This is a genomic window from Actinomadura pelletieri DSM 43383 (assembly GCF_003634705.1).
GTDB classification, from domain to species: domain Bacteria; phylum Actinomycetota; class Actinomycetes; order Streptosporangiales; family Streptosporangiaceae; genus Spirillospora; species Spirillospora pelletieri.
In genome coordinates this window covers 357,370-377,418 of sequence record NZ_RBWU01000004.1, presented here as the reverse complement: position 1 = coordinate 377,418, position 20,049 = coordinate 357,370, and the positions used below count along the sequence as shown (strand labels likewise).

The window sequence follows — 20,049 nt, the reverse complement described above, 5'->3', positions numbered from 1 at the left end:
GCGCGCCTCTCGGTCACGAGCGGGGCTCGAACCGGGGCGCGCCGGGGCTGCCGGTCAATTCGGGAGCGGAATCATCACTCCAGTGTACGTGACGGCGGGCCGGTACCGGCCATGCCGACCGGGCACCGTTTCCCGCGCGGACGGGGTGTCGCCGATGTGTGAACACCGCCGGAAAGGCCAGGATGTGGACACGGGCGTGCGGCGCACACCAACGGGACCGGGGACTCGGCACGAAGGAGCGTGAAGTCGAATGACGCAGGTAACGAGCAACCAGCCGGAGGGCACGCCGACCTGGCTCGACATCGGCGTCCCCGACATCGACCGGGCGAAGACGTTCTACGGGACGCTGCTCGGCTGGGAGTTCCAGGACCTGGGCGCCGAAGGCGGCGGCTACAACATGTGCACACTGCGCGGGGCGCCCATCGCCGGGATGATGCGCAACCCCGACGACCAGCCCGCCGAGTACTGGTGGAGCGTCTACTTCGCCACCGACGACTGCGACGGCACCGTCAAGCGGGTCACCGACGCGGGCGGTGAGGTCGTCGTCGCGCCCATGGACGTGATGGACCAGGGCCGCCTGGCGATCGCCAAGGACCCGGTCGGCGGGCAGTTCGGCCTGTGGCAGGGCACCGCCCACGCGGGCTCGGCGATCGTCAACGAAACGGGGTCGTTCGTCTGGAACGATCTGTTCGTCCCCGGTGACGCCGGGCCCGCCCGCGACTTCTACGAGGCGGTGTTCGGCCTCCGGTCCGAGCGGCTGCCGGGCGTCGAGGGCCTCGACTACACCACCCTGGCCCGTCCGGACGGCCGCCTCGTCGGCGGGGTCTTCGGCCACGAGGGTCTCGTCCTCGGCGGCGCCACCGAGCAGGTCGCGTCCTGGCTCACCTACTTCGTGGTCGACGACACCGACGCGGCGGTCGAGCGGGCCGTCACGGGCGGCGGCTCCGTCGAGGAGGACCCCGTCGACACCCCGTACGGCCGCATCGCGACCGTCCGCGACCCGTTCGGCGTCCCGTTCCGCCTGACGAAGCCCGCGCCCTCGACGGACTCGTGAGGGACGGGCCCGATCCGGACGCCCGCGTCTCCGGGCGTCCGGATCCGGTCAGCCCTGCCGCTCGGCGGACAGCCGCTGGGTGATCGTGTGCTGGAGCCGCTGGAGGCCGGACGTGCCGACCAGCCCGATCTGTCCCTCCAGGTCGCGCAGCAGCGTGTCCTCGTTCATCACGGCCTCGGACGACTGCATCAGCACCGTGCCCTGGCCGGTGAAGTCGAACTGGTGCTCCTCGCCGGACTGCCCGCCGATCCCGAACACCATCCGCGCCGCGCCGAGCGCCCCGCGCATGTAGGAGTGGTCGTAGTGGTGGCACGGGGACGGGCAGTCGGCCCAGCCGAGCAGCGCCTGCGGGTCGACCCTGATCGGCGGCTCGACGAAGTGGACGGGCCCGTTGGAGGCGGCCACGAACCGTCCGGTGCCGATCAACGTCAGGAACCCCGGGATGATCGACTGCTTGAGTTCCAGGCCGGGCTCGAACGCCAGGAGGTTCCCGGCCCGGACGGTGAGGTTCCCGTTGTCGAGGTCGAAGGAGTTCACGTCGTAGCCGCGGTCGGCCAGCAGGAGCTTGCCCTGCCCCTGCGCGATGATCCAGTCCTGCGCGTACAGCGGCGAGTTGAACGTGTGCGCGACGAGCGAGTCGAGCGGCCCCGCCGACAGCGCCTCGAACTTGATCTGCCCGTAGTAGGCGATCATCTTGCCCTTCTGCGCGAACCACTGCCCGTTGAGGTCGACGCTGAAGGCGTAGGGGTTGACGTTGTCGTTGGACGGGAGCGTCCCGGGATTCCAGGTCTGCGTGCCGAACGTGCTCACGGTCAGATCTTCCTCTCGCTGGCCTGGACGTAGACGACCCCGGTGCCGCTCAGTTCGAGCTGGAACGCCTCGCCGGAACCTCGTCCGACCAGGTCGCGCAGCCCCACGGCCGTGGTGAGCTTGTTCTGCACCTGCCCGCGGTGCGCCACGTAGGCCTGCGGGTCGACGTGCACGGACCGCTGCGGACTGATCGGCAACTCCATCACGCCGCCGTGCGACAGCAGCGCGCACGAGCCGTGCCCGGTGAGCGTCGAGGTGAACAACCCCTGCCCGGTGACCGCGCCGCGGACCATGCCGCGCACGCCGCCCTGCTCGCCCATGAACATCGTCCCGACCTGGAGGGACGCGTCGTGCACCAGCAGCCGGTCGGCCTCGACGTAGAGCGTGTCGGCGCCGTTCAGGTCGATGACGGTGACGTTCATGCCGCCCTGCCCGAACAGGACACTGCCCTGGCCGGTGACGTGCATCATCGCGGTCCGCTCCCCGGCGACGGCGCGTCCGAGGGTGCCGCCGAGGCCCTGCCCGGCCGTCGCGGTCGGCGCGAACGACACCGGCCCGCTGTAGGCGAGCATCGCGCCGCGCTTGCTGTACACCTCCCGCCCCGGTCCGATCGGCACCTGGAGCATCTTGTCGTTGATCGACTGGTAGCCGGGCATTCAGACCTCCAGGATTCCGCCGCGCTCGGCCGGCTGGACGTAGACCAGGCCGTGCCCCTGGTACCGGAACTGCACGCTCTCCCCCGAGCCCTGGCCGAGCACCGTCCGCCAGTTGACGTCGGTGACGACGTCCTGCTGGAGCTGCCCGTGATGGCAGACGTAGGCGTGCGGGTCGACGCAGAGCGGCGCGTGCGGTGTCACCTCCAGCGCGATCGCGGGCCCGTCCGACAGGATCGCGACCGTTCCGTGCCCGTCCACCTTCGTGGTGGCGAGGCCCTGCCCGGTGCCCATGCCCCGCAACCCGACGAAGTGGACACCGGTCTGCAGGTTCCCGTCGAGGGCGAGGAGGCTCTCCGACTCGACGAACAGGGTGTCGCCGGTCAACTGGACGAGGGTCACCTCCGTCGCCTCGCTCGCCAGGTACACCGTGCCCTGCCCGTTGATCTCCATGAGGGTCATGCCCTCACCGGCGATCCTGCGTTTCAACGCGCCCCGCAGCCCCTCGCCGCCCGTCATGCCCTGCCGCTTGAACGACATCTGGCCCTCGTAGGCGACCATGGAACCGTTCAGCGCCCTGATCGTCTCGCCGCCGAGATCGACGGCGAGCATCTTGGAGCCGTTCAATCGAAATTGCGCCACGAAGCGAGAACATACAGCGGTCGCGGGGGGTGTGGGGGGTCGTCCCCCCACAGAGGACACAGCCGTTCCGGGGGGTGTGAGGGGTCGTCCCCCCCACAGAGGACACAGCCGCTGCGGAGCGGGGGGACGTCCTTCAAAGACGCCCACATCCTGGGGTGTAGGAGCCGCGACTGTAGGGGATCGTCCTCCACACAATCGTCCGGTCCGGCGCGTTGACGGTCCGCCCGGACGCGGATCGGGAAGGATGAGCACCATGTGGATGGCTCCCGAGAACCGCAGCCTGGCCAGGTGGGCCGTGCCCGGGATCGTCCTGGGCGCGGGTGTGGTGGTCGGGGCCGTGCTGGCCGCCGACGGGCGGTCCGGGACGGCTCTGGTCGCGCTCGCCGCGCTGGCCGGCTACGCGGCGTATCTGGCGTACCGGCGCAACGAGCCCACCCTTCCGATCGGCGAGGGGTTCGGGTCGGGCACGCGGGCCCGCGCGCACCTGCGGGCGGCGGCGACGACGGGGGACGTGCTGACCGTCGCGGTGATCGGCGGGCTGGTCGTCCAGGCGCTGCGGGGCGGCGACATCACCGCCTACGTGTGGCTCGCGGCCGTCGCGGGGGCGACGTACCTGCTGTCGGCGTTCGTCAGCAGCCGGAGCCTGTGAACCGCGAATATTGAGTTAACTTCATCCGACAAGTCTGGTTTCACGGGCGGGTGGGCGACATGATGCGGCTGTGTCAGCCGTCAATGCCCTTGACGCCCTCCTCCCCGCCCGAGCGGTGTTCCATCCGGTCGTCGACCTCAGCACCGGCACGGTAGTCGCCGTGGAGGCCCACACGCCCCCCGCCGTCCTCGCCGGTCCGGCGCGACCCGATCCCGCCGCCGAGGACGTCCGCCGCGCCGTGGAAGCGGCCCACGCCGCCACCGACCTCGGCACCCCACTCCCCCTGCAGATCGGGCTGCGCGCCGAGACTCTGGCCCGCGGTGACGACCTTCTCAACGAGCTGCACCGCGGCCTCATCGACACCGGACGCCGCCCTCAGGAGATCATCATCTGCGTGTCGGGCGGGTTCGCGCCCGCGCTCCGCCCGCCGGTCACCGCGGCGCTGTCGGGCCTGCGCCGCACCGGCCATCTCGTCGGGCTCGCCGGTCTCGGCGCCGCCCACGCGCCCCTCGACCTGCTCGTGGAAGGCGCGCCCTACCTGCTGAAACTCGATGCCGAGTTGGCCCGCAGAGCGGTGACCGAGCCGCGCCGCGCCGCGCTGGTGGGGAGCCTGGTCGAGCTGGCGCACCGCCTGGAGACGCACGTGCTGGCGCCGCAGATGGCGACCCGCGAGCAGGTGCTGCACATGCGCGACGCGGGGGTGCGGCTCGTCCAGGGCCCGGCGCTGGCGCCGCCGGAGTGGCGCCCCGGAATGCCGGTCCACATCCCCGTCGCGCCCGCCGACGAACCCGCCCGGCCGGACCCGGGCCTCGGCCCGCGGGTCTCGGAGTTCACACTGCCCGTGGTGACGCTGCCGCACACGACCACCGCCGGGGAGGTCCTGAACGCGCTGAACGCCGAGACCGGCATCACCAGCATCGTGCTGGTCGACGACCGGCAGCGCCCCCACCGCATGGTCGACCGGACCCGGTTCCTCCTGCGCCTTTCGGGCGCCTACGGGCACGCCCTGCACGCCCGCAGGCCGGCCGCGCGACTCGCCGACGACCCACGCCCGGTCCCGCGCACCGTCCCGGCCGTCGCGGCGCTACGGGCCGCCGGACTCGAGGAGGAACGCGTCTACGACGACCTCGTCGTCGTAGACGAGATCGGACGCTGCCTCGGCATCGTCCGCGTCGCCGACCTGATCCGCGGCCTGTCGCGCTGACCCGGCGCGCCGTGCCGAGATCGCCGCTGCGACCTCAGCCCGCCCCGGATGATCCTTTGTGCGGATCCGAGGCGGAAAGTCCGGCGGCGACCGTCTCCCGGGCGAGGATGGCCGCCTGGACTCGGCCGGCGAGCCCCAGCTTTCCGAGGATGCGGCTGACATGGGTCTTGGTGGTCGTCTCCGCCATGTCCAGCCGGGCCGCGATCTGACCGTTCGACAGGCCCTCCCCCAGGCACGCGAACACCTCCCGCTCCCGTGGCGTCAGCTCCTCCAGTCCGGGCGCCCCGGCGGGCGCCGAGGGCCGGCCGGCGAAGGTGTCGATCAGCCGCCGGGTCACCCTCGGCGCGATGATCCCCTCGCCCGCCGCCACCGTCCGCACCGCCTCGACCAGCCGGTCGGCGTCGACGTCCTTGAGCAGGAACCCCGCCGCGCCCGCCCGCAGCGCGCCGAACACGTACTCGTCCAGGTCGAACGTCGTCAGCACCAGCACCTCGGTGAGGCCCGCGATCTCCCGGGTCGCGCCGATGCCGTCCAGGCGGGGCATGCGGACGTCCATGAGCACCACGTCCGGACGCAGCTCCCGCGCCAACTCCACCGCCCGCACCCCGTCGGCGGCCTCGCCGACCACCCGGACCCCCGGGGCCGCGCCGAGGATCAGCACGAGGCCCGCCCGCACCGCCGCCTGGTCGTCCGCGACCAGCACGTCGATCATGACGCCGCCGCGAGCGGCTGGTCGACGGGCAGTTCGGCGTGCACGCGCCACCGGCCGCCGTCCGGTCCGGCGGCGAACTCCCCGGCCAGCATCACCGCGCGCTCACGCATCCCGACCAGGCCGCTGCCCGTGCCCGGCAGCCGCGCCGCGTCCTGCCCGAGAGGGCTCAGCACGTCGATCACCACGCGGCGCCGCGTGTACTCGACACGGACGTCGGCGTCGCCGGGCCCGGCGTGCTTGAGCGCGTTCGTCAACGCCTCCTGGACGATCCGGTACGCGGCCAGTTCCACCGCCGCGGGCAGCTCCGGCGGCTCCCCGGCGACCTCCAGCCGCGTCGACAGGTCGGACCGCGCACTGTGCCGGACGAGCCGTTCCAGCTCGGCCAGCCGCGGCCGCGCCGCCGCGTCCTCCTCGGCGCCGTCACCCTCCCGCAGCAGCCCGATCATCCGGCGCATCTCGGCGAGGCCCCGGACGCTGTTGTCCCGGATGACCTCCATGGCCCGCTCCACCTCGTCACGGCCCAGGCCCCGCACCTTCAGCACGGCCGAGGAGTGCAGCGCCACGGCGCTCAGATGGTTGGCGATCACATCGTGCAGTTCGCGGGCCATCCGGGCCCGCTCGGCGGTCACGGCGGCAAGCCGGTCCATCTCGGCGAGCCGCGCCACCTGCTCGGCGCGCTGCCGTTCCGCCACCGCACGGCGCCGGTGCTCCCGGACGGAGAACGCGGTCAGCACCGGCCCCACCCAGACCAGCCCGGCGACCGCGCCGCCGACCACGCCCCCGGCGACGTCCCGCACCCCGATCCCGACGGCCACCGCCGCCGCCAGAGACGCCACCACGGTCGCCCCGAGCAGCCACTCCGCCGTCCGCCGCCGCCCGTACAGGCTCGCCGCGTACAGCGCGTCCCCGTAGATCATCGCGGTGGCGATGCTCGGCCCGAACACCACGTCGACGGCGTTGAACGGCGTCGCCACCGCCAGCGCCGTGAGCGGGGCCGTCCGCCTCAGCAGGACCGCCGCGCAGAGCCCGAGCAGCGGGACGAGCCGCGCCCACACCGAGGGATCCCAGTCCTTCGACCACGTCGAGTAGCCGTGCGCCGCGAGCATCACCAGCCCGCCCGCCAGGGCCCCCAACGCGATCAGCGCGTCCTTGCGGGTCGTGAACCTGTGCACCCCTCCATCTCAGCATCCCCGCGCCGACGCCTCCTCCGCCCGGGTGAGGATGCCCCGTACATCCTTCGGACGACCCGCCGAACCCCCACCACGGACGACGATCCCGGCCCCTTCCCGGACCAGGATGGAAACCGTCGGAAGGGAATCCACGTGCTCATCGCGATCACCGCCGGATGCGAGATCGGCTTCTGGGTCGTCCTCGCCGCGGGCCTCGCCGCCCGCTACGTGCTCCGCCTGCGCCGGACCGGCGCCGCGCTCCTGTGGTGCGTCCCGCTGGTCGACCTCGTCCTGCTGGTCGCCACGGCGCTCGACCTCGGGAACGGCGCCACCGCGGGCTTCGCGCACGGCCTCGCCGCCGCCTATCTCGGCTACTCGGTCGCGTTCGGGCCGAGCATGGTCCGCTGGGCCGACGAGCGCTTCGCGCACCGCTTCGCCGACGGCCCGCCGCCCCGCGGCAAGCCCGCCGACGGCCGGGCCCGCACCCGCTACGAATGGCGCGAGTTCGGCAAGGCGGTCGGCGCCACCGCCCTCGCCTGCGGCCTCCTGCTCGCCATGATCGCGTGGGTCGGCGACCCCGACCGGACCGCGGCCCTGCTCGCCTGGCTCGTCCGCCTCGGCGTGGTCCTGGCGATCTGGTCGCTGTGGCCGATCACCCACACGCTCCGGCCGAGCGGGGTCAGACGTTGAAGCCCAGGGCGCGGAGTTGGTCGCGGCCCTCGTCGGTGATCTTGTCGGGGCCCCACGGGGGGAGCCAGACCCAGTTGATCTTGACGTCCTTGACGAGGCCCTCCAGGGCGCTGTGGGCCTGGTCCTCGATCACGTCGGTGAGCGGGCAGGCGGCGCTGGTGAGCGTCATGTCGAGGGTGGCGACCTCGTCGTCGAGGTTCACGCCGTAGACCAGGCCGAGGTCGACGACGTTGATGCCGAGTTCGGGGTCGACGACGTCCTTGAGGGCCTCGAGGATCTCTTCCTCGGGGACGGCGGTGGTTTCGGTCATGATGCCTCTCCGAGTGCGCGGGCGGTCGCGTCCTTCCACGCCATCCAGGCGAGCAGGGCGCATTTGATGCGGGCGGGGTACTTGGAGACCCCGGCGAAGGCGATGGCGTCCTCCAGGACGTCCTCGTCGGCGTCGACGTCCCGGCCCCGGGACTGCATCAGCGTGAGGAACTCCTCGCCGACCGCCATCGCCTCCTTGACGGACTTCCCGATGACCAGGTCGGACATCACCGAGGCGCTGGCCTGGCTGATGGAGCAGCCCATCGCGTCGTAGGAGACGTCGGCGACCGTGGCGTCCCGGCCGTCGCCGTCCAGGTGGACGCGCAGCGTCACCTCGTCGCCGCAGGTCGGGTTGACGTGGTGCGCCTCGCCCTCGAACGGCTCACGCAGCCCCCGGTGGTGGGGGTTGCGGTAATGGTCCAGGATGACCTCCTGGTACATCGCCTCCAGCTGCATGTCGTCCTTTCCGAGGCCTTTCTCGCTACAACAGGGAGGGTTCGGGGCCTGTTCCTCAGGCGGTCCCGAAGAACTTCTGGGCCTGCCGCACCCCGTCGGCGAGGGCGTCCACGTCGCCGAGCGTGTTGTAGAGGTAGAACGTCGCGCGGGTCGTCGCCGGGATGCCGAAGCGGCGGCAGATCGGCCAGGCGCAGTGGTGCCCGACGCGGACCTCGACGCCCTGGTCGTCGAGGACCTGACCGACGTCGTGCGGGTGGATGTCCTCGACGGTGAACGACACGGCCCCGCCGCGGGCCTCGGTGGTGCCGGGGCCGACGATCCGGACGCCGGGGATCTCGCCGAGCCGCTCGAGGGCGTAGGCGGTGAGGGCCACCTCGTGGGAGTGCACGCGGTCCATGCCGATCTCGGCGAGGTAGTCGCAGGCGGCGCCGAGGCCGATGGCCTGCGCGGTCATCGGGACGCCCGCCTCGAACCGCTGCGGCGGCGGCATGAACGTGGTCTCGTCCATGTGGACGACCTCGATCATGGATCCGCCGGTGATGAACGGCGGCATGACCTCCAGCAGCTCGCCGCGTCCCCACAGCACGCCGATGCCGGTCGGGCCGAGCATCTTGTGGCCGGAGAACGTCAGGAAGTCGACACCGAGGTCGGCGACGTCCACCGGCTGGTGCGGGACCGCCTGCGCGGAGTCCAGCAGGACCAGCGCGCCGACGGCGTGGGCCCGTGCCGCGATCCGCTCGACCGGGGGGACGGTGCCGAGGACGTTCGACTGGTGGGTCAACGCCACGATCTTCGTGCGCTCGTTGACGATGTCGTCGAGCTGCTCCAGGTCGAGACGGCCGTCGTCGGTGATGCCGAACCAGCGCAGCGTGGCGCCGGTCCTGCGGCAGAGCTGCTGCCACGGGACGAGGTTGGCGTGGTGCTCCATCTCCGTCACCACGACCTCGTCGCCGGGGCCGACCGCGAACCGTTCGGCCTCCGGGCCCGCGGTCGCGGCGTTGCTCATGGCGTAGGCGACCAGGTTGATGGCCTCGGTGGCGTTCTTGGTGAACACCACCTCGGAGGTCGACGCGCCGATGAACCGGGCGATGGACGCGCGGGCGTTCTCGTAGGCCTCGGTCGCCTCCTCGGCGAGCTGGTGCGCCCCGCGGTGCGGCGCCGCGTTGTGCCGCTCGTAGAACCGGCGCTCCGCGTCCAGGACGCGGACCGGCTTCTGCGACGTCGCGCCCGAGTCGAGGTACACCAGGGGACGTCCGCCGCGAACCGTGCGCTGGAGCAGCGGGAAGTCCTTCTTCAGCTCCTCCGGCAGCAGGCTCCCCGCCGGCTGTGGAGCGGAGTCGCTCATAGGGCAGCGCCCGCCTTCACGTACTTCTCGTAGCCCTGCTCCTCCAGCTCGTCGGCCAGTTCGGGGCCGCCCTCGGCGACGACGCGTCCACCGGCGAACACGTGCACGAAGTCGGGCTTCACGTAGCGGAGGATGCGGGTGTAGTGAGTGATGAGCAGGACGCCGGTCTCGCCGGACGCGAACCGGTTGACGCCCTCGGCGACGACCTTGAGGGCGTCGACGTCCAGGCCGGAGTCGGTCTCGTCCAAGACGGCGACCTTCGGCTTCAGCATCTCCAGCTGCAGGATCTCGTGCCGCTTCTTCTCACCGCCGGAGAAGCCCTCGTTCAGGCTGCGCTGCGCGAACGCCGGGTCGATGGACAGGTTCTCCATCGCCTGCTTCATGTCCTTGGAGAACTCGCGCAGCTTCGGGGCCTCGCCGCGGACGGCCGTCACGGCGGAGCGCAGGAAGTTGGAGACGGACACGCCGGGCACCTCGACCGGGTACTGCATCGCCAGGAACAGCCCGGCGCGGGCGCGTTCGTCGACCGTCATGTCGAGGACGTCCTCGCCGTCGAGGGTGACGGTCCCCGACGTCACCTCGTACTTGGGGTGCCCGGCGACCGCGTAGGCGAGGGTGGACTTGCCGGAGCCGTTCGGCCCCATGATCGCGTGGGTCTCGCCGGCCTGCACGGTCAGGTCGACCCCGCGCAGGATCTCCTTCGCCCCGTCGGAACCGTCGCCGACGGAGACGTGGAGGTCGCGGATCTCAAGCGTGGCCATAGTGCGTGTAGTCCTTACTCGATCAGTCGTCGGCCGCGAGCGACACGTAGACGTCGCCGTCCTCGACCTTGACCTTGTAGGTGGCGACCGGCTGCGTGGCCGGTGGGTTGGTGGGCTTGCCGGTGCGCAGGTCGAAGCAGGACCCGTGCAGCCAGCACTCGATCGTGCCGTCGTAGACCTCGCCCTCGGAGAGCGAGACCTCGGCGTGCGAGCAGATGTCGTTGACGGCGTACAGCTCGTCGCCGCTGCGCGCGATCGCGACGGGCGTGTCGTCGACCTCGACGGCCAGGGCCCCGTCCGCGGGGACGTCGGCGAGGGCGCACACCTTCACGTACGTCATGCGTCCGACCCCCGGTCGAGCTCCGCCTCGATGGCCTCCCGCACCTTCTCGCGCACCTCGACGACCTCGATGCGTTCGACCAGCTGGCCGAGGAAGCCACGGACGATCATGCGGCGCGCCTGGTCGAAGGTGATCCCACGGGCCTGGAGGTAGAACAGGTGCTCGTCGTCGAGACGGCCGGACGCCGAGGCGTGCCCGGCGCCGGCGACCTCGCCGGTGAGGATCTCCAGGTTCGGCACGGAGTCGACCCGCGTCCCGTCGGTCAGCACGAGGTTGCGGTTCAGCTCGTAGGTGTCGGTGCCCTCCGCCTCCGCGCGGATGATCACGTCGCCGATCCAGACGGCATGGGCGTCCTGGTCCTGCAGGGCGCCGCGGTAGTCGACGCGGCTGCGGCAGTTCGGCACGGCGTGGTCGACGAGGAGGCGGTGCTCCAGGTGCTGGCCGCCGTCCACGAAGTACACCCCGTACAGTTCGGCGTCGCCGCCGGGCCCCTCGTAGGAGACGGACGGGGAGATCCGCACGACGTCGCCGCCGAGCGTCACGTTGTGCGAGACGAACCGGGCGTCGCGGCCGAGGCGGGCGTGCTGGTGGGACACGTGGACGCCGTCGTCCGACCAGTCCTGCAGGCTGATCACCGAGAGGCGGGCGCCGTCGCCGACGACGAACTCGACGTTGTCGGCGTACGTGGCGGAGCCGCGGTGCGTCAGCACGACGGTGGCCTCGGCGAACGGTTCCACGATCACGGTGGTGTGGCCGAAGGCGGCGGCGGAGGCGTCCTCGCCGCGCACCCGCAGCACGGTCGGCGCGGACGCGACCGCCTCCTTCGGGACGGTCACGACCGTGGCCTGGGTGAAGGAGTTCCACGCCTGCGCGCTGACCCGGTCGGACGGGACGTAGGCCCGGCCGAGCCGGGCGTCGTCGCGGCCGACCGTCTCGACGGTCACCTCCGGCGGCGCCTCGGTCTCCACCAGGACCTTGCCGCCGTCCTCGGCCGTGCCGTTGTGCAGGCCGCGGAGGCGGCGCAGCGGCGTGAACCGCCACTCCTCCTCCCGGCCGGTCGGCACGTCGAAGTCGGCGACCTCGAACGACGCCCTGTCGTGCAGCGTCGAGAGAGGCTTGACGTCGAGCCCCATCAGCCGACGGCTCCTTCCATCTGCAGTTCGATGAGCCGGTTCAGCTCAAGCGCGTACTCCATCGGCAGCTCGCGCGCGATGGGCTCGACGAACCCGCGCACGATCATCGCCATCGCCTCGTCCTCGGTGAGGCCGCGGCTCATCAGGTAGAACAGTTGCTGCTCCGAGACCTTGGAGACGGTGGCCTCGTGGCCCATCTCCACGTCGTCCTCGCGGACGTCGACGTACGGGTAGGTGTCGGACCGGCTGATCTGGTCGACGAGCAGCGCGTCGCACTTCACGGTCGACTTGCTGTGCTCGGCGCCCTCCTGGATCTGCACCAGGCCCCGGTAGGACGTGCGGCCCCCGCCGCGCGCCACCGACTTGGAGATGATGCTGGAGGAGGTGTTCGGCGCGGCGTGCACCATCTTGGCGCCCGCGTCCTGGTGCTGGTCCTCACCCGCGAACGCGATCGACAGGGTCTCGCCCTTGGCGTGCTCGCCGAGCAGGTAGACCGCCGGGTACTTCATGGTGACCTTGGAGCCGATGTTGCCGTCGACCCACTCCATGGTGGCGCCCTCGTAGGCGACGGCGCGCTTGGTCACCAGGTTGTAGACGTTGTTGGACCAGTTCTGGATGGTCGTGTACCGGACGCGGGCGTCCTTCTTCACGACGATCTCGACGACGGCGGAGTGCAGCGAGTCCGACTTGTAGATCGGAGCGGTACAACCCTCGACATAGTGGACATAGGAGCCCTCGTCGGCGATGATCAGCGTCCGCTCGAACTGCCCCATGTTCTCGGTGTTGATCCGGAAATAGGCCTGGAGCGGGATCTCCACGTGCACGCCCGGCGGGACGTAGATGAACGAGCCACCCGACCACACGGCCGTGTTCAGCGCGGCGAACTTGTTGTCGCCGACGGGGATGACCGAGCCGAAGTACTCCTGGAAGATCTCCGGGTGCTCGCGCAGGCCGGTGTCGGTGTCGAGGAAGATGACGCCCTTCTCCTCAAGGTCCTCGCGGATCTTGTGGTAGACGACCTCCGACTCGTACTGGGCGGCGACGCCCGCGATGAGGCGCTGCTTCTCCGCCTCGGGGATGCCGAGCTTGTCGTAGGTGTTCTTGATGTCCTCGGGAAGCTCCTCCCAGGACGTCGCCTGCTGCTCGGTGGAGCGCACGAAGTACTTGATGTTGTCGAAATCGATGTCCGACAGGTCGGAGCCCCAGGTGGGCATCGGCTTCTTGTCGAAAAGCCGCAGCCCCTTGAGACGCAGGGCGAGCATCCAGTCCGGCTCGCCCTTCTTGGCCGAGATGTCGCGGACGACGTCCTCGTTCAGGCCGCGCCGAGCCGACGCGCCCGCCTCGTCCGAGTCGGCCCAGCCGAACTTGTACCTGTCGAGCCCTTCCAGCTCGGGGTGGGCAGCCGTAGTCATAGGGAGGTGCCTCCGGACTCCTCGTCACCGTTCAGTGGTCGTTCCTCGTCGTCCGTCCCGCACAGGGAGCGGGGGCTGACGTGGGTGGTGCAGATGCCGTCGCCGTGGGCGATGGTCGCCAGTCGCTGGACGGGCGTGCCCAGCAGACGGCTGAACGCCTCGGTCTCGGCCTCGCACAGCTGCGGGAACTCCGCGGCGACGTGCGCGACCGGGCAGTGGTGCTGGCACAGTTGTTCGCCGCCGCCCGGGCGTGGACCCTGCCCCGCGGCGGCCGCGTAGCCGTCGCTCGACAGCGCCTCGGCGAGCGTGCGGACCCGCTGGTGGGGCGGGGCGGCCTGGACGACGGGCCGGTAGCGGCGCTCCAGATCGGCGATCTGCCGCCGGGCGAACTCGGCGACCGCGTGCTCCCCCACCGTCTCGGCGAGGAACCGCAGCGCGCTGGTCGCCAGGTCGTCGTAGGCGTGCACGAACGCGCTGCGACCGGCGTCGGTGATCGCGAACCACTTGGCGGGACGTCCCCGGCCGCGCCGGGTCTGCGGCGTCCGCGCCTTGCGCACCTCGATCATGCCGTCGGCCAGCAGCGCGTCCAGGTGCCGGCGGACCGCGGCCGGTGTGAGACCGACGCGCTCCCCCAGCGTGGACGCCGTGACGGGCCCGTGTTCGAGGATCAGCCGGGCCACCCTCGCGCGGGTGTCGCGCTCGGTGTGCCCGGGCACGGACGGCAGGCCGAACGGCCGCGCCGCGGCGGCCTTCGCGCTCGTCCGATCCTGGTCCACGTTTTTCACAACATCAGTGTGCCGTAATTCCTTCCCCTCAAACAGCGGAATCGGCGATGTCATGCCTCACGCAGGTAAGCCTTACCTAAGTCGCGCTCGCGTCCCTGGAGTCCCGCGGGCCCCGCGCGGCCCGGGGAACGGCCCCGCGCGGAAGGAGCAGCACCGGGCACGGCGCCGCGCGGACGATCTTGCCGGAGCCCTCCCCGAGGAAGACCTTGCGCAACGGCCCGTCATGACCGGACAGGCAGGCCAGGATCTCGCCCGGAAGCATATCGACCGTGCCGAGCGTCGTGGTGAGGCCGGTCCCCACGGCCGTCAGCCGCTCCACCGGCGGACCGCCGCCGAACCGTCCGGCGGCGTCGCGGAGATCCTCGTCCGCCTGCGCCACCTGGCGGTCCAGCGCGCCGCCCGCTTCGGCGAACCTCGCCGCGAGTCCGGGCGGGCGGGTCACCAGCGTGAGCAGCCTCAGCGGCACCCCCAGGGCCCCGGCGAACTCGGCCGCCGCGGACAGCGGCCCGTCCACGTCGGGGCGGCGCCAGTACGCGATGGTCATCCGCTCGAACCGGTCCGGCGCGGCGTCGGCGTACCCGCGCGGCGCGAGCAGCACCGGAACGGGCGAGCCGTGCAGGAGCTGGTCGGCGGTGCTGCCGATGGCGATGCGGCCACGGTGGCCGCGCGGCGCCGACCCGACGACGACGAGGTCGGCGCCGACCTCTCCGGCGACCTCGATGAGGCCCCGCCCGCTGCCCCGGTTGGCGTGCACGCGGGTGGTCACGGCGGACTCCGGGACGCCCACCTCGGCGAGCCGGTCGACGGCCTCGTCGAGGGCCGCCCGCGACTCCGACCTGAGGTAGCCGACCCATTCGGCGTCGACCGAGCCGGGGCCGCGCGCGGGCCACGGCGGCGGATGGACGTTCGCGACCACGAGCCGCGCGTCCAGCGTCCGGACGACCAGTGTCCGGACGACCAGGGCCGCCAGCGCGAGCGCGTCGACGCCGCGGTCGTCGGGCGAGTAGCCGACGAGCACCGTCATCTCGGTCATGAGGCCCCCTTTCCCGAAGGCGCGGTCGCCAGACGCGAATGGCGGCGGCCGTACAGGAAGTAGGCGGCCAGTCCGACCAGGCACCACAGCGCGAACACCGTCCAGGTCACGCCGCCGAGGCCGACCATGAGGTACAGGCAGAACCCGACGCCGGCCAGCGGCGTCACCGGGTAGAGCGGGGCTCGGAAGCTGCGCGGCAGGTCGGGTCTGGTCCGCCGCAGGACGATGACGCCGACGTTGACCAGCGCGAACGCGAACAGCGTGCCGATGCTGGTGGCGTCCACCAGCCGTCCGAGCGGGATCACGGCGGCGAGCGTGGCGATGAACACCGCCACGATGAGCGTGTTGGCGACGGGCACCCGGCGCCGGGGGCTCACCCGCTGGAACACGGGCGGGACGAGCCCGTCCCGCGACATCGCGAACAGGATGCGGGTCTGCCCGTACATGACGGTGAGGACGACGCTGGCGATGGCGATCACCGCGCCGAGCGAGAGGATCATCGACGGCCAGGTCCGCCCGGTGGCCTCGTCCAGCACCTGCGCCAGCGACGCCTCGGTGCCGCTCAGCTCGAACCGCTCCCAGTGCATGGCGCCGACCGCCGCCAGCCCGACCAGCACGTACACGGCGGTCACGATCGCCAGGGACAGGACGATCGCCAGCGGCAGGTCGCGCCGCGGGTTCCTGGCCTCCTCACCGGCGGTGGACGCGGCGTCGAAGCCGATGTAGGAGAAGAAGACCTTCGAACCCGCCGCGCTGATGCCCGCCCAGCCCATCGGCGCGAACGAGCTCAGGTTCCCGGAGTCGAACGCGGTGAACGCCACGGCGCAGAAGAACAGCAGCACGCCGACCTTCAGGAACACCATGATCGTGTTCGCGGTGGCGCTCTCGGACGTGCCGCGCAGCAGCAGCAACGTGGCGAACACCACGACGACCACGGCGGGGACGTTGACGACGCCGCCCTCGCCCGGCGGGCCGCTCAGCTCCGCCGGGATCGTGAACCCGGCCGCGTCGTCGAAGAACGCGCTGAGGTAGGAGCCCCAGCCGACCGCCACGGCCGACACCGACACCGCGTACTCCAGCAGCAGGCACCACCCGCACACCCACGCGACCAGTTCCCCGAGCGTGGCGTAGGAGTAGGAGTAGGACGAGCCCGAGACGGGGATCGTCCCGGCCAGCTCCGCGTACGACAGGGCGGAGAACAGCGCGGTGACGGCGGCGAGGACGAACGCCAGCACGACCGCGGGCCCGGCCAACGGCACCGCCTCGCCGAGGACGACGAAGATGCCGGTGCCGAGGGTCGCGCCGACGCTGAACAGGGTGAGCTGCAGCAGGCTCATCGTCCGCTTCAGCTCGCCGCCCTCGCCCTGCCCGCCCTCGGCGACGATCCGGTCGACGGGCTTGGTCCGCAGCAGGCTCCGCGCGAACGAGGTCGGGCCGGCTCCCGTCCCGGGCGTCACAGCGTGCTCGCGAGCGGCCAGGTCGCGTTGGGGGTCACGATCGTTCCTGCGGTGCCTTCGAGGATCTCCACGCACTGGTCGAGCCGCCCGATCGCGGCCATGTCGCCGGTCCGTTCGACGAAGCTCGCCACCGCCTCGACCTTGGGGCCCATCGACCCGGCGGGGAAGTCCTCGGCGCGCAGCTCGTGCGGCGTGGTGTGGGTGATCTCCTCCTCGTTCGGGCCGCCGAAGTCGCGCAGGACGCGCGGCACGTCGGTGAGGATCAGCAGCGCGTCCGCGTCCATGCTCTCGGCCAGCACGGACGCGGTGAGGTCCTTGTCGACCACCGCCTCGACGCCCTCCAGCCGTCCGACGTCGTTGCGGAACACCGGAACACCGCCGCCGCCCGCGCAGACCACGACCGTCCCGAGCCGGACCAGTTCCCGGATCAGCCGGGTCTCGATCACCCGCTGGGGACGCGGGGACGGCACGACGCGGCGCCAGCCGTCCCCGTCCTGCCGGACGGTCCAGCCGTACTCGGCGGCGAGCTTCTCGGCCTCCTCCCGGTCGTAGACCTGCCCGACGAACTTGGTCGGGTCCTCGAACGCCGGGTCCACCGCCGACACCAGCGTCTGGTTGATCATCGCCATGACCTGGCGGCCGGGCAGCGCGTTCTGCAACGCCTGCAGCATCCAGTAGCCGATCATGCCCTGGGTCTCGGCGCCGATGGTGTCGAGCGGGTACGGGCGGGTGAGATTCGGGTCGTTGACGCTCTCCAGCGCCAGCACGCCGATCTGCGGACCGTTCCCGTGCGTGATGATCAGCTCGTGCCGTTCGGCGAGCGGCGCCAGCGCCCGTACGGCCCGGTCGACGTTGTCGCGCTGCAACCGGGCGTCCGGGGTCTGGCCCCGTTTCACCAGCGCGTTCCCACCGAGCGCGACGACCACGCGCATGGATCCCTCCCCCTGTGGCCGGCTGGTCCGCCCGCCCGACCGGCCGTTTCAGCCGAGCGTCGCGACCATGACCGCCTTGATCGTGTGCATCCTGTTCTCCGCCTCGTCGAACACGATCGACGCGGCGGACTCGAACACGTCCTCGGTGACCTCCAGGCCCTCCAGACCGGTCCTGCGGTAGATCTCCTCCCCCACGGTGGTCTCCCGGTTGTGGAACGCCGGGAGGCAGTGCATGAACCGCACGTGCGGGTTTCCGGTCGCCCGCAGGACGTCCGCGTTGACCTGGTACGGCGTGAGCAGCGCGATCCTCTCGTCCCACACGTCGGCGGGCTCCCCCATCGACACCCACACATCGGTGACGACGAAGTCGGCGCCCGCCACGCCCGTCTCCACGTCCTCGGTGACGGTGAGGGTCGCGCCGGTCGTGGCGGCGACCGTGTGCGACGGCGCGAGGACCGTCTCCTCGTCCGGCCACAGGGCGCGCGGGGCGACGATACGGACGTCCATGCCGAGCAGCGCGCCGGCCGCCACATAGGAATGACCCATGTTGTTGCGGGCGTCGCCCAGGTACGCGTACGTGACGTCCCGCAGGGGCTTGTCGCCGTGCTCGCGCATGGTGAGCATGTCGGCGAGCATCTGCGTCGGATGCCACTCGTCGGTGAGGCCGTTCCACACCGGGACGCCCGCGTACTCGGCCAACTCCTCGACGAGCCGCTGGCTGGACCCCCGGTACTCGATGCCGTCGTACATGCGTCCGAGGACACGCGCGGTGTCCTTCATCGACTCCTTGTGGCCGATCTGGGTGCCGCTCGGGTCCAGGTACGTCACGTGCGCGCCCTGGTCGTGCGCGGCGACCTCGAACGCGCAGCGGGTCCTGGTCGAGGTCTTCTCGAAGATCAGCGCGATGTTCCGGCCCGTCAGCGCGGGGCGCTCCGTCCGGTCGCGCTTGGCGGCCTTCAACTCCGCCGCCAGATCGATCAGGAACCCGAACTCGTCGGGGGTGAAGTCCAGTTCCTTGAGGAAGCTACGGCCGCGGAGGGCGGGCGCCGTGTCGACGAACGCCATGTACCCGTCTCCCCCGTTCGCTTCTCCCCCGTTCCCTTCTCCCATGGCGCGGGGTCAGGCGTCCCGCTCGATCGGGCAGGTCATGCAGCGCGGGCCGCCGCGTCCCCGGCCGAGTTCGCTGCCCCGGATCGTGATGACCTCGATCCCGTTGCGGCTCAGATGGTTGTTGCTCGTGGCGTTGCGTTCGTAGGCGATGACCACGCCGGGCGCGACCGCCAGGACGTTGGAGCCGTCGTCCCACTGCTCGCGCTCGTCGGCGAAGACGTCCTGCGTCGGGGTGAGGACCTTGACGTCGTCCATGCCGAGCGCCGCCGCGATCACCCGGTGCATGTCCTCCGGAGGATGGTCGGTGATCTTCAGTTCCTTCTCGGTGTCGCCCGGCTCGACGGTGTGGGACGGCAGCATCCCCATCCCCGCGTACTTGGTGAACACGTCGTGGTCCACCATCGTCATGACCGTGTCCAGGTGCATGAAGGCCCGTTTGCTCGGCATCCGCAGCGCGACGATCCGGTCGCAGGACCCGGTGGCGAACAGCGACTGGGCGAGCATCTCGACGGCCTGCGGCTGCGTCCGCTCGCTCATCCCGACCAGGACGGCGCGGTTCCCGAGGACCAGGACGTCACCGCCCTCCAGCGTCGCCGGGGCCATCTCCATGCCCCGGTTCCAGACGTGGAACCCGCCCGTCTCGGGCCGGTCGTAGCCGTCGGCGAACAGCGGATGCCACCGGTAGATCGCCTCCATGTTCACCGTCTCGCGCCGCCGGGCCTTCATCCGCATCGTGTTGATCGACACGCCGTCGTAGATCCAGCAGGACGTGTCGCGGGTGAACAGGTGGTTGGGCAGCGGCGGCAGGACGAACCCGTCGAGCGGGATGGAGTGGAAGGCGATCGAGGCGGGTTCCGGCATCCGTTCCAGCATCTCCCGCCGGGTGATGCCGCCGACGAGGAAGGAGCTCAGTTCCGTCGCGTCCATGGCGTCGAAGCAGTTGCGGATCGCGTCCACCGCCAGCGGACCGAACCAGTGCGGATCGACGACGGAGTCGAGGATGTGCATCCGCGCCTCGGGGTTGTCGACGGTCTCGCGCAGCAGGTCGAGCAGCAGGTGCGTCCGGACGCCCTGCGCGCGCAGCACGTCCTCGAACTCCTCGTGCTCCTCCATGGCCCGTTTGACCCACAGCACGTCGTCGAACAGCAGGCCCGCGGCGTTGGACGGGGTGAGCCGCTTCAGCGACAGCTCCGGCCGGTGCAGCAGCACCCCACGGAGCCGTCCGACCTCCGAGTCGACATGGAACGCCGTTCCCACCTGCTCACCCACCTCTTCGCCCCGCTCACCGGGGCCGCCCGGTGACAGGCCGTCAATTCCCCGGCCGGGCGCGGCGAAACTAGATCCACTTCTCTCCCGGCGGGTCGCGCGGGACCGGGCGCCGAACCGTCGGCCC

The 20,049-nt window shown here is 71.4% G+C and carries 22 protein-coding genes; 4 read left to right on the top strand and 18 right to left on the bottom strand.

Annotated elements, in window-relative coordinates; genetic code table 11:
• The first annotated feature begins 250 nt into the window (after positions 1–250).
• Entirely contained in the window at positions 251–1,054 is an 804-nt protein-coding gene (locus BZB76_RS19675; RefSeq protein WP_121435854.1) for a VOC family protein, read from the top strand.
• A gap of 48 nt (positions 1,055–1,102) precedes the next feature.
• Here the strand turns inward: BZB76_RS19675 and BZB76_RS19670 are convergent, their stop codons facing one another.
• The 3 genes from BZB76_RS19670 to BZB76_RS19660 are packed head-to-tail and all read right to left on the bottom strand — an operon-like array spanning position 1,103 to position 3,159.
• Entirely contained in the window at positions 1,103–1,864 is a 762-nt protein-coding gene (locus tag BZB76_RS19670) for an AIM24 family protein (protein WP_121435853.1), read from the bottom strand.
• A 2-nt stretch (positions 1,865–1,866) separates the two neighbouring features.
• Positions 1,867–2,520 carry an AIM24 family protein gene (locus BZB76_RS19665; RefSeq protein ID WP_121435852.1) on the bottom strand — a complete coding sequence of 218 codons (654 nt, stop codon included), beginning with the start codon at positions 2,518–2,520 and terminating at the stop codon, positions 1,867–1,869.
• Complete coding sequence (locus BZB76_RS19660; RefSeq protein ID WP_233526139.1) at positions 2,521–3,159, bottom strand: AIM24 family protein; 639 nt, start codon at positions 3,157–3,159, stop codon at positions 2,521–2,523.
• Between the two features lie 253 nt (positions 3,160–3,412).
• On the opposite strand from BZB76_RS19660, the gene BZB76_RS19655 reads away from it, so the two are divergent.
• Positions 3,413–3,808 carry an ABC transporter permease gene (locus BZB76_RS19655; RefSeq protein ID WP_121435851.1) on the top strand — a complete coding sequence of 132 codons (396 nt, stop codon included), beginning with the start codon at positions 3,413–3,415 and terminating at the stop codon, positions 3,806–3,808.
• A 70-nt stretch (positions 3,809–3,878) separates the two neighbouring features.
• Positions 3,879–5,012: an EAL domain-containing protein gene (locus BZB76_RS19650; protein WP_170180683.1), complete on the top strand. Its 1,134-nt coding sequence runs from the start codon at positions 3,879–3,881 to the stop codon at positions 5,010–5,012.
• Positions 5,013–5,046: 34 nt separating this feature from the next.
• Here BZB76_RS19650 and BZB76_RS19645 read toward each other — a convergent pair whose 3' ends face one another.
• Together BZB76_RS19645 and BZB76_RS19640 are read right to left on the bottom strand one after the other, a co-directional pair.
• Positions 5,047–5,724, bottom strand: coding sequence for a response regulator (locus BZB76_RS19645; protein ID WP_121435849.1), 678 nt, complete (start codon positions 5,722–5,724; stop codon positions 5,047–5,049).
• Complete coding sequence (locus tag BZB76_RS19640) at positions 5,721–6,896, bottom strand: sensor histidine kinase (protein ID WP_246007056.1); 1,176 nt, start codon at positions 6,894–6,896, stop codon at positions 5,721–5,723. Before BZB76_RS19640 ends, BZB76_RS19645 begins: the two co-directional genes overlap by 4 nt.
• A gap of 150 nt (positions 6,897–7,046) precedes the next feature.
• On the opposite strand from BZB76_RS19640, the gene BZB76_RS19635 reads away from it, so the two are divergent.
• Positions 7,047–7,583, top strand: a complete 537-nt coding sequence (locus tag BZB76_RS19635) for a hypothetical protein (protein WP_121435848.1) — start codon at positions 7,047–7,049, stop codon at positions 7,581–7,583.
• Here BZB76_RS19635 and BZB76_RS19630 read toward each other — a convergent pair.
• The 13 genes from BZB76_RS19630 to BZB76_RS19570 all read right to left on the bottom strand — a co-directional run bounded on the left by BZB76_RS19630 (position 7,573) and on the right by BZB76_RS19570 (position 19,925).
• Positions 7,573–7,893: a metal-sulfur cluster assembly factor gene (locus BZB76_RS19630; RefSeq protein ID WP_117400701.1), complete on the bottom strand. Its 321-nt coding sequence runs from the start codon at positions 7,891–7,893 to the stop codon at positions 7,573–7,575. The genes BZB76_RS19635 and BZB76_RS19630 overlap by 11 nt on opposite strands.
• Positions 7,890–8,348 carry a Fe-S cluster assembly sulfur transfer protein SufU gene (sufU, locus tag BZB76_RS19625; RefSeq protein WP_121435847.1) on the bottom strand — a complete coding sequence of 153 codons (459 nt, stop codon included), beginning with the start codon at positions 8,346–8,348 and terminating at the stop codon, positions 7,890–7,892. Before sufU ends, BZB76_RS19630 begins: the two co-directional genes overlap by 4 nt.
• Positions 8,349–8,403: 55 nt before the next feature.
• Positions 8,404–9,693 (bottom strand): cysteine desulfurase, encoded by a 1,290-nt coding sequence (locus tag BZB76_RS19620; RefSeq protein WP_121435846.1) that lies wholly within the window; start codon positions 9,691–9,693, stop codon positions 8,404–8,406.
• A complete protein-coding gene (sufC, locus tag BZB76_RS19615) occupies positions 9,690–10,454 on the bottom strand; it encodes a Fe-S cluster assembly ATPase SufC (RefSeq protein WP_121435845.1) in 765 nt (254 codons plus the stop codon). The genes BZB76_RS19620 and sufC overlap by 4 nt, the downstream gene beginning before the upstream one ends.
• 22 nt (positions 10,455–10,476) lie before the next feature.
• Positions 10,477–10,794 carry a bifunctional 3-phenylpropionate/cinnamic acid dioxygenase ferredoxin subunit gene (locus BZB76_RS19610; RefSeq protein WP_121435844.1) on the bottom strand — a complete coding sequence of 106 codons (318 nt, stop codon included), beginning with the start codon at positions 10,792–10,794 and terminating at the stop codon, positions 10,477–10,479.
• Positions 10,791–11,927, bottom strand: coding sequence for a Fe-S cluster assembly protein SufD (sufD, locus tag BZB76_RS19605; RefSeq protein WP_121435843.1), 1,137 nt, complete (start codon positions 11,925–11,927; stop codon positions 10,791–10,793). The genes BZB76_RS19610 and sufD overlap by 4 nt, the downstream gene beginning before the upstream one ends.
• The gene (gene sufB / locus BZB76_RS19600) at positions 11,927–13,339 is read right to left on the bottom strand and encodes a Fe-S cluster assembly protein SufB (protein WP_117400707.1); all 1,413 of its coding nucleotides are present in this window, start codon (positions 13,337–13,339) and stop codon (positions 11,927–11,929) included. Before sufB ends, sufD begins: the two co-directional genes overlap by 1 nt.
• Positions 13,336–14,124: a helix-turn-helix transcriptional regulator gene (locus tag BZB76_RS19595; protein ID WP_420534797.1), complete on the bottom strand. Its 789-nt coding sequence runs from the start codon at positions 14,122–14,124 to the stop codon at positions 13,336–13,338. The genes sufB and BZB76_RS19595 overlap by 4 nt, the downstream gene beginning before the upstream one ends.
• Before the next feature lie 76 nt (positions 14,125–14,200).
• Positions 14,201–15,157 carry a universal stress protein gene (locus tag BZB76_RS19590; RefSeq protein WP_121435841.1) on the bottom strand — a complete coding sequence of 319 codons (957 nt, stop codon included), beginning with the start codon at positions 15,155–15,157 and terminating at the stop codon, positions 14,201–14,203.
• A complete protein-coding gene (locus BZB76_RS19585; RefSeq protein ID WP_211343080.1) occupies positions 15,154–16,614 on the bottom strand; it encodes an amino acid permease in 1,461 nt (486 codons plus the stop codon). The genes BZB76_RS19590 and BZB76_RS19585 overlap by 4 nt, the downstream gene beginning before the upstream one ends.
• Positions 16,611–17,546, bottom strand: coding sequence for a carbamate kinase (gene arcC / locus BZB76_RS19580; RefSeq protein ID WP_121435840.1), 936 nt, complete (start codon positions 17,544–17,546; stop codon positions 16,611–16,613). The genes BZB76_RS19585 and arcC overlap by 4 nt, the downstream gene beginning before the upstream one ends.
• Before the next feature lie 48 nt (positions 17,547–17,594).
• A complete protein-coding gene (argF, locus tag BZB76_RS19575; protein WP_121435839.1) occupies positions 17,595–18,611 on the bottom strand; it encodes an ornithine carbamoyltransferase in 1,017 nt (338 codons plus the stop codon).
• 54 nt (positions 18,612–18,665) lie between these two features.
• A complete protein-coding gene (locus BZB76_RS19570) occupies positions 18,666–19,925 on the bottom strand; it encodes an arginine deiminase (RefSeq protein ID WP_246007055.1) in 1,260 nt (419 codons plus the stop codon).
• Positions 19,926–20,049: the final 124 nt, after the last annotated feature.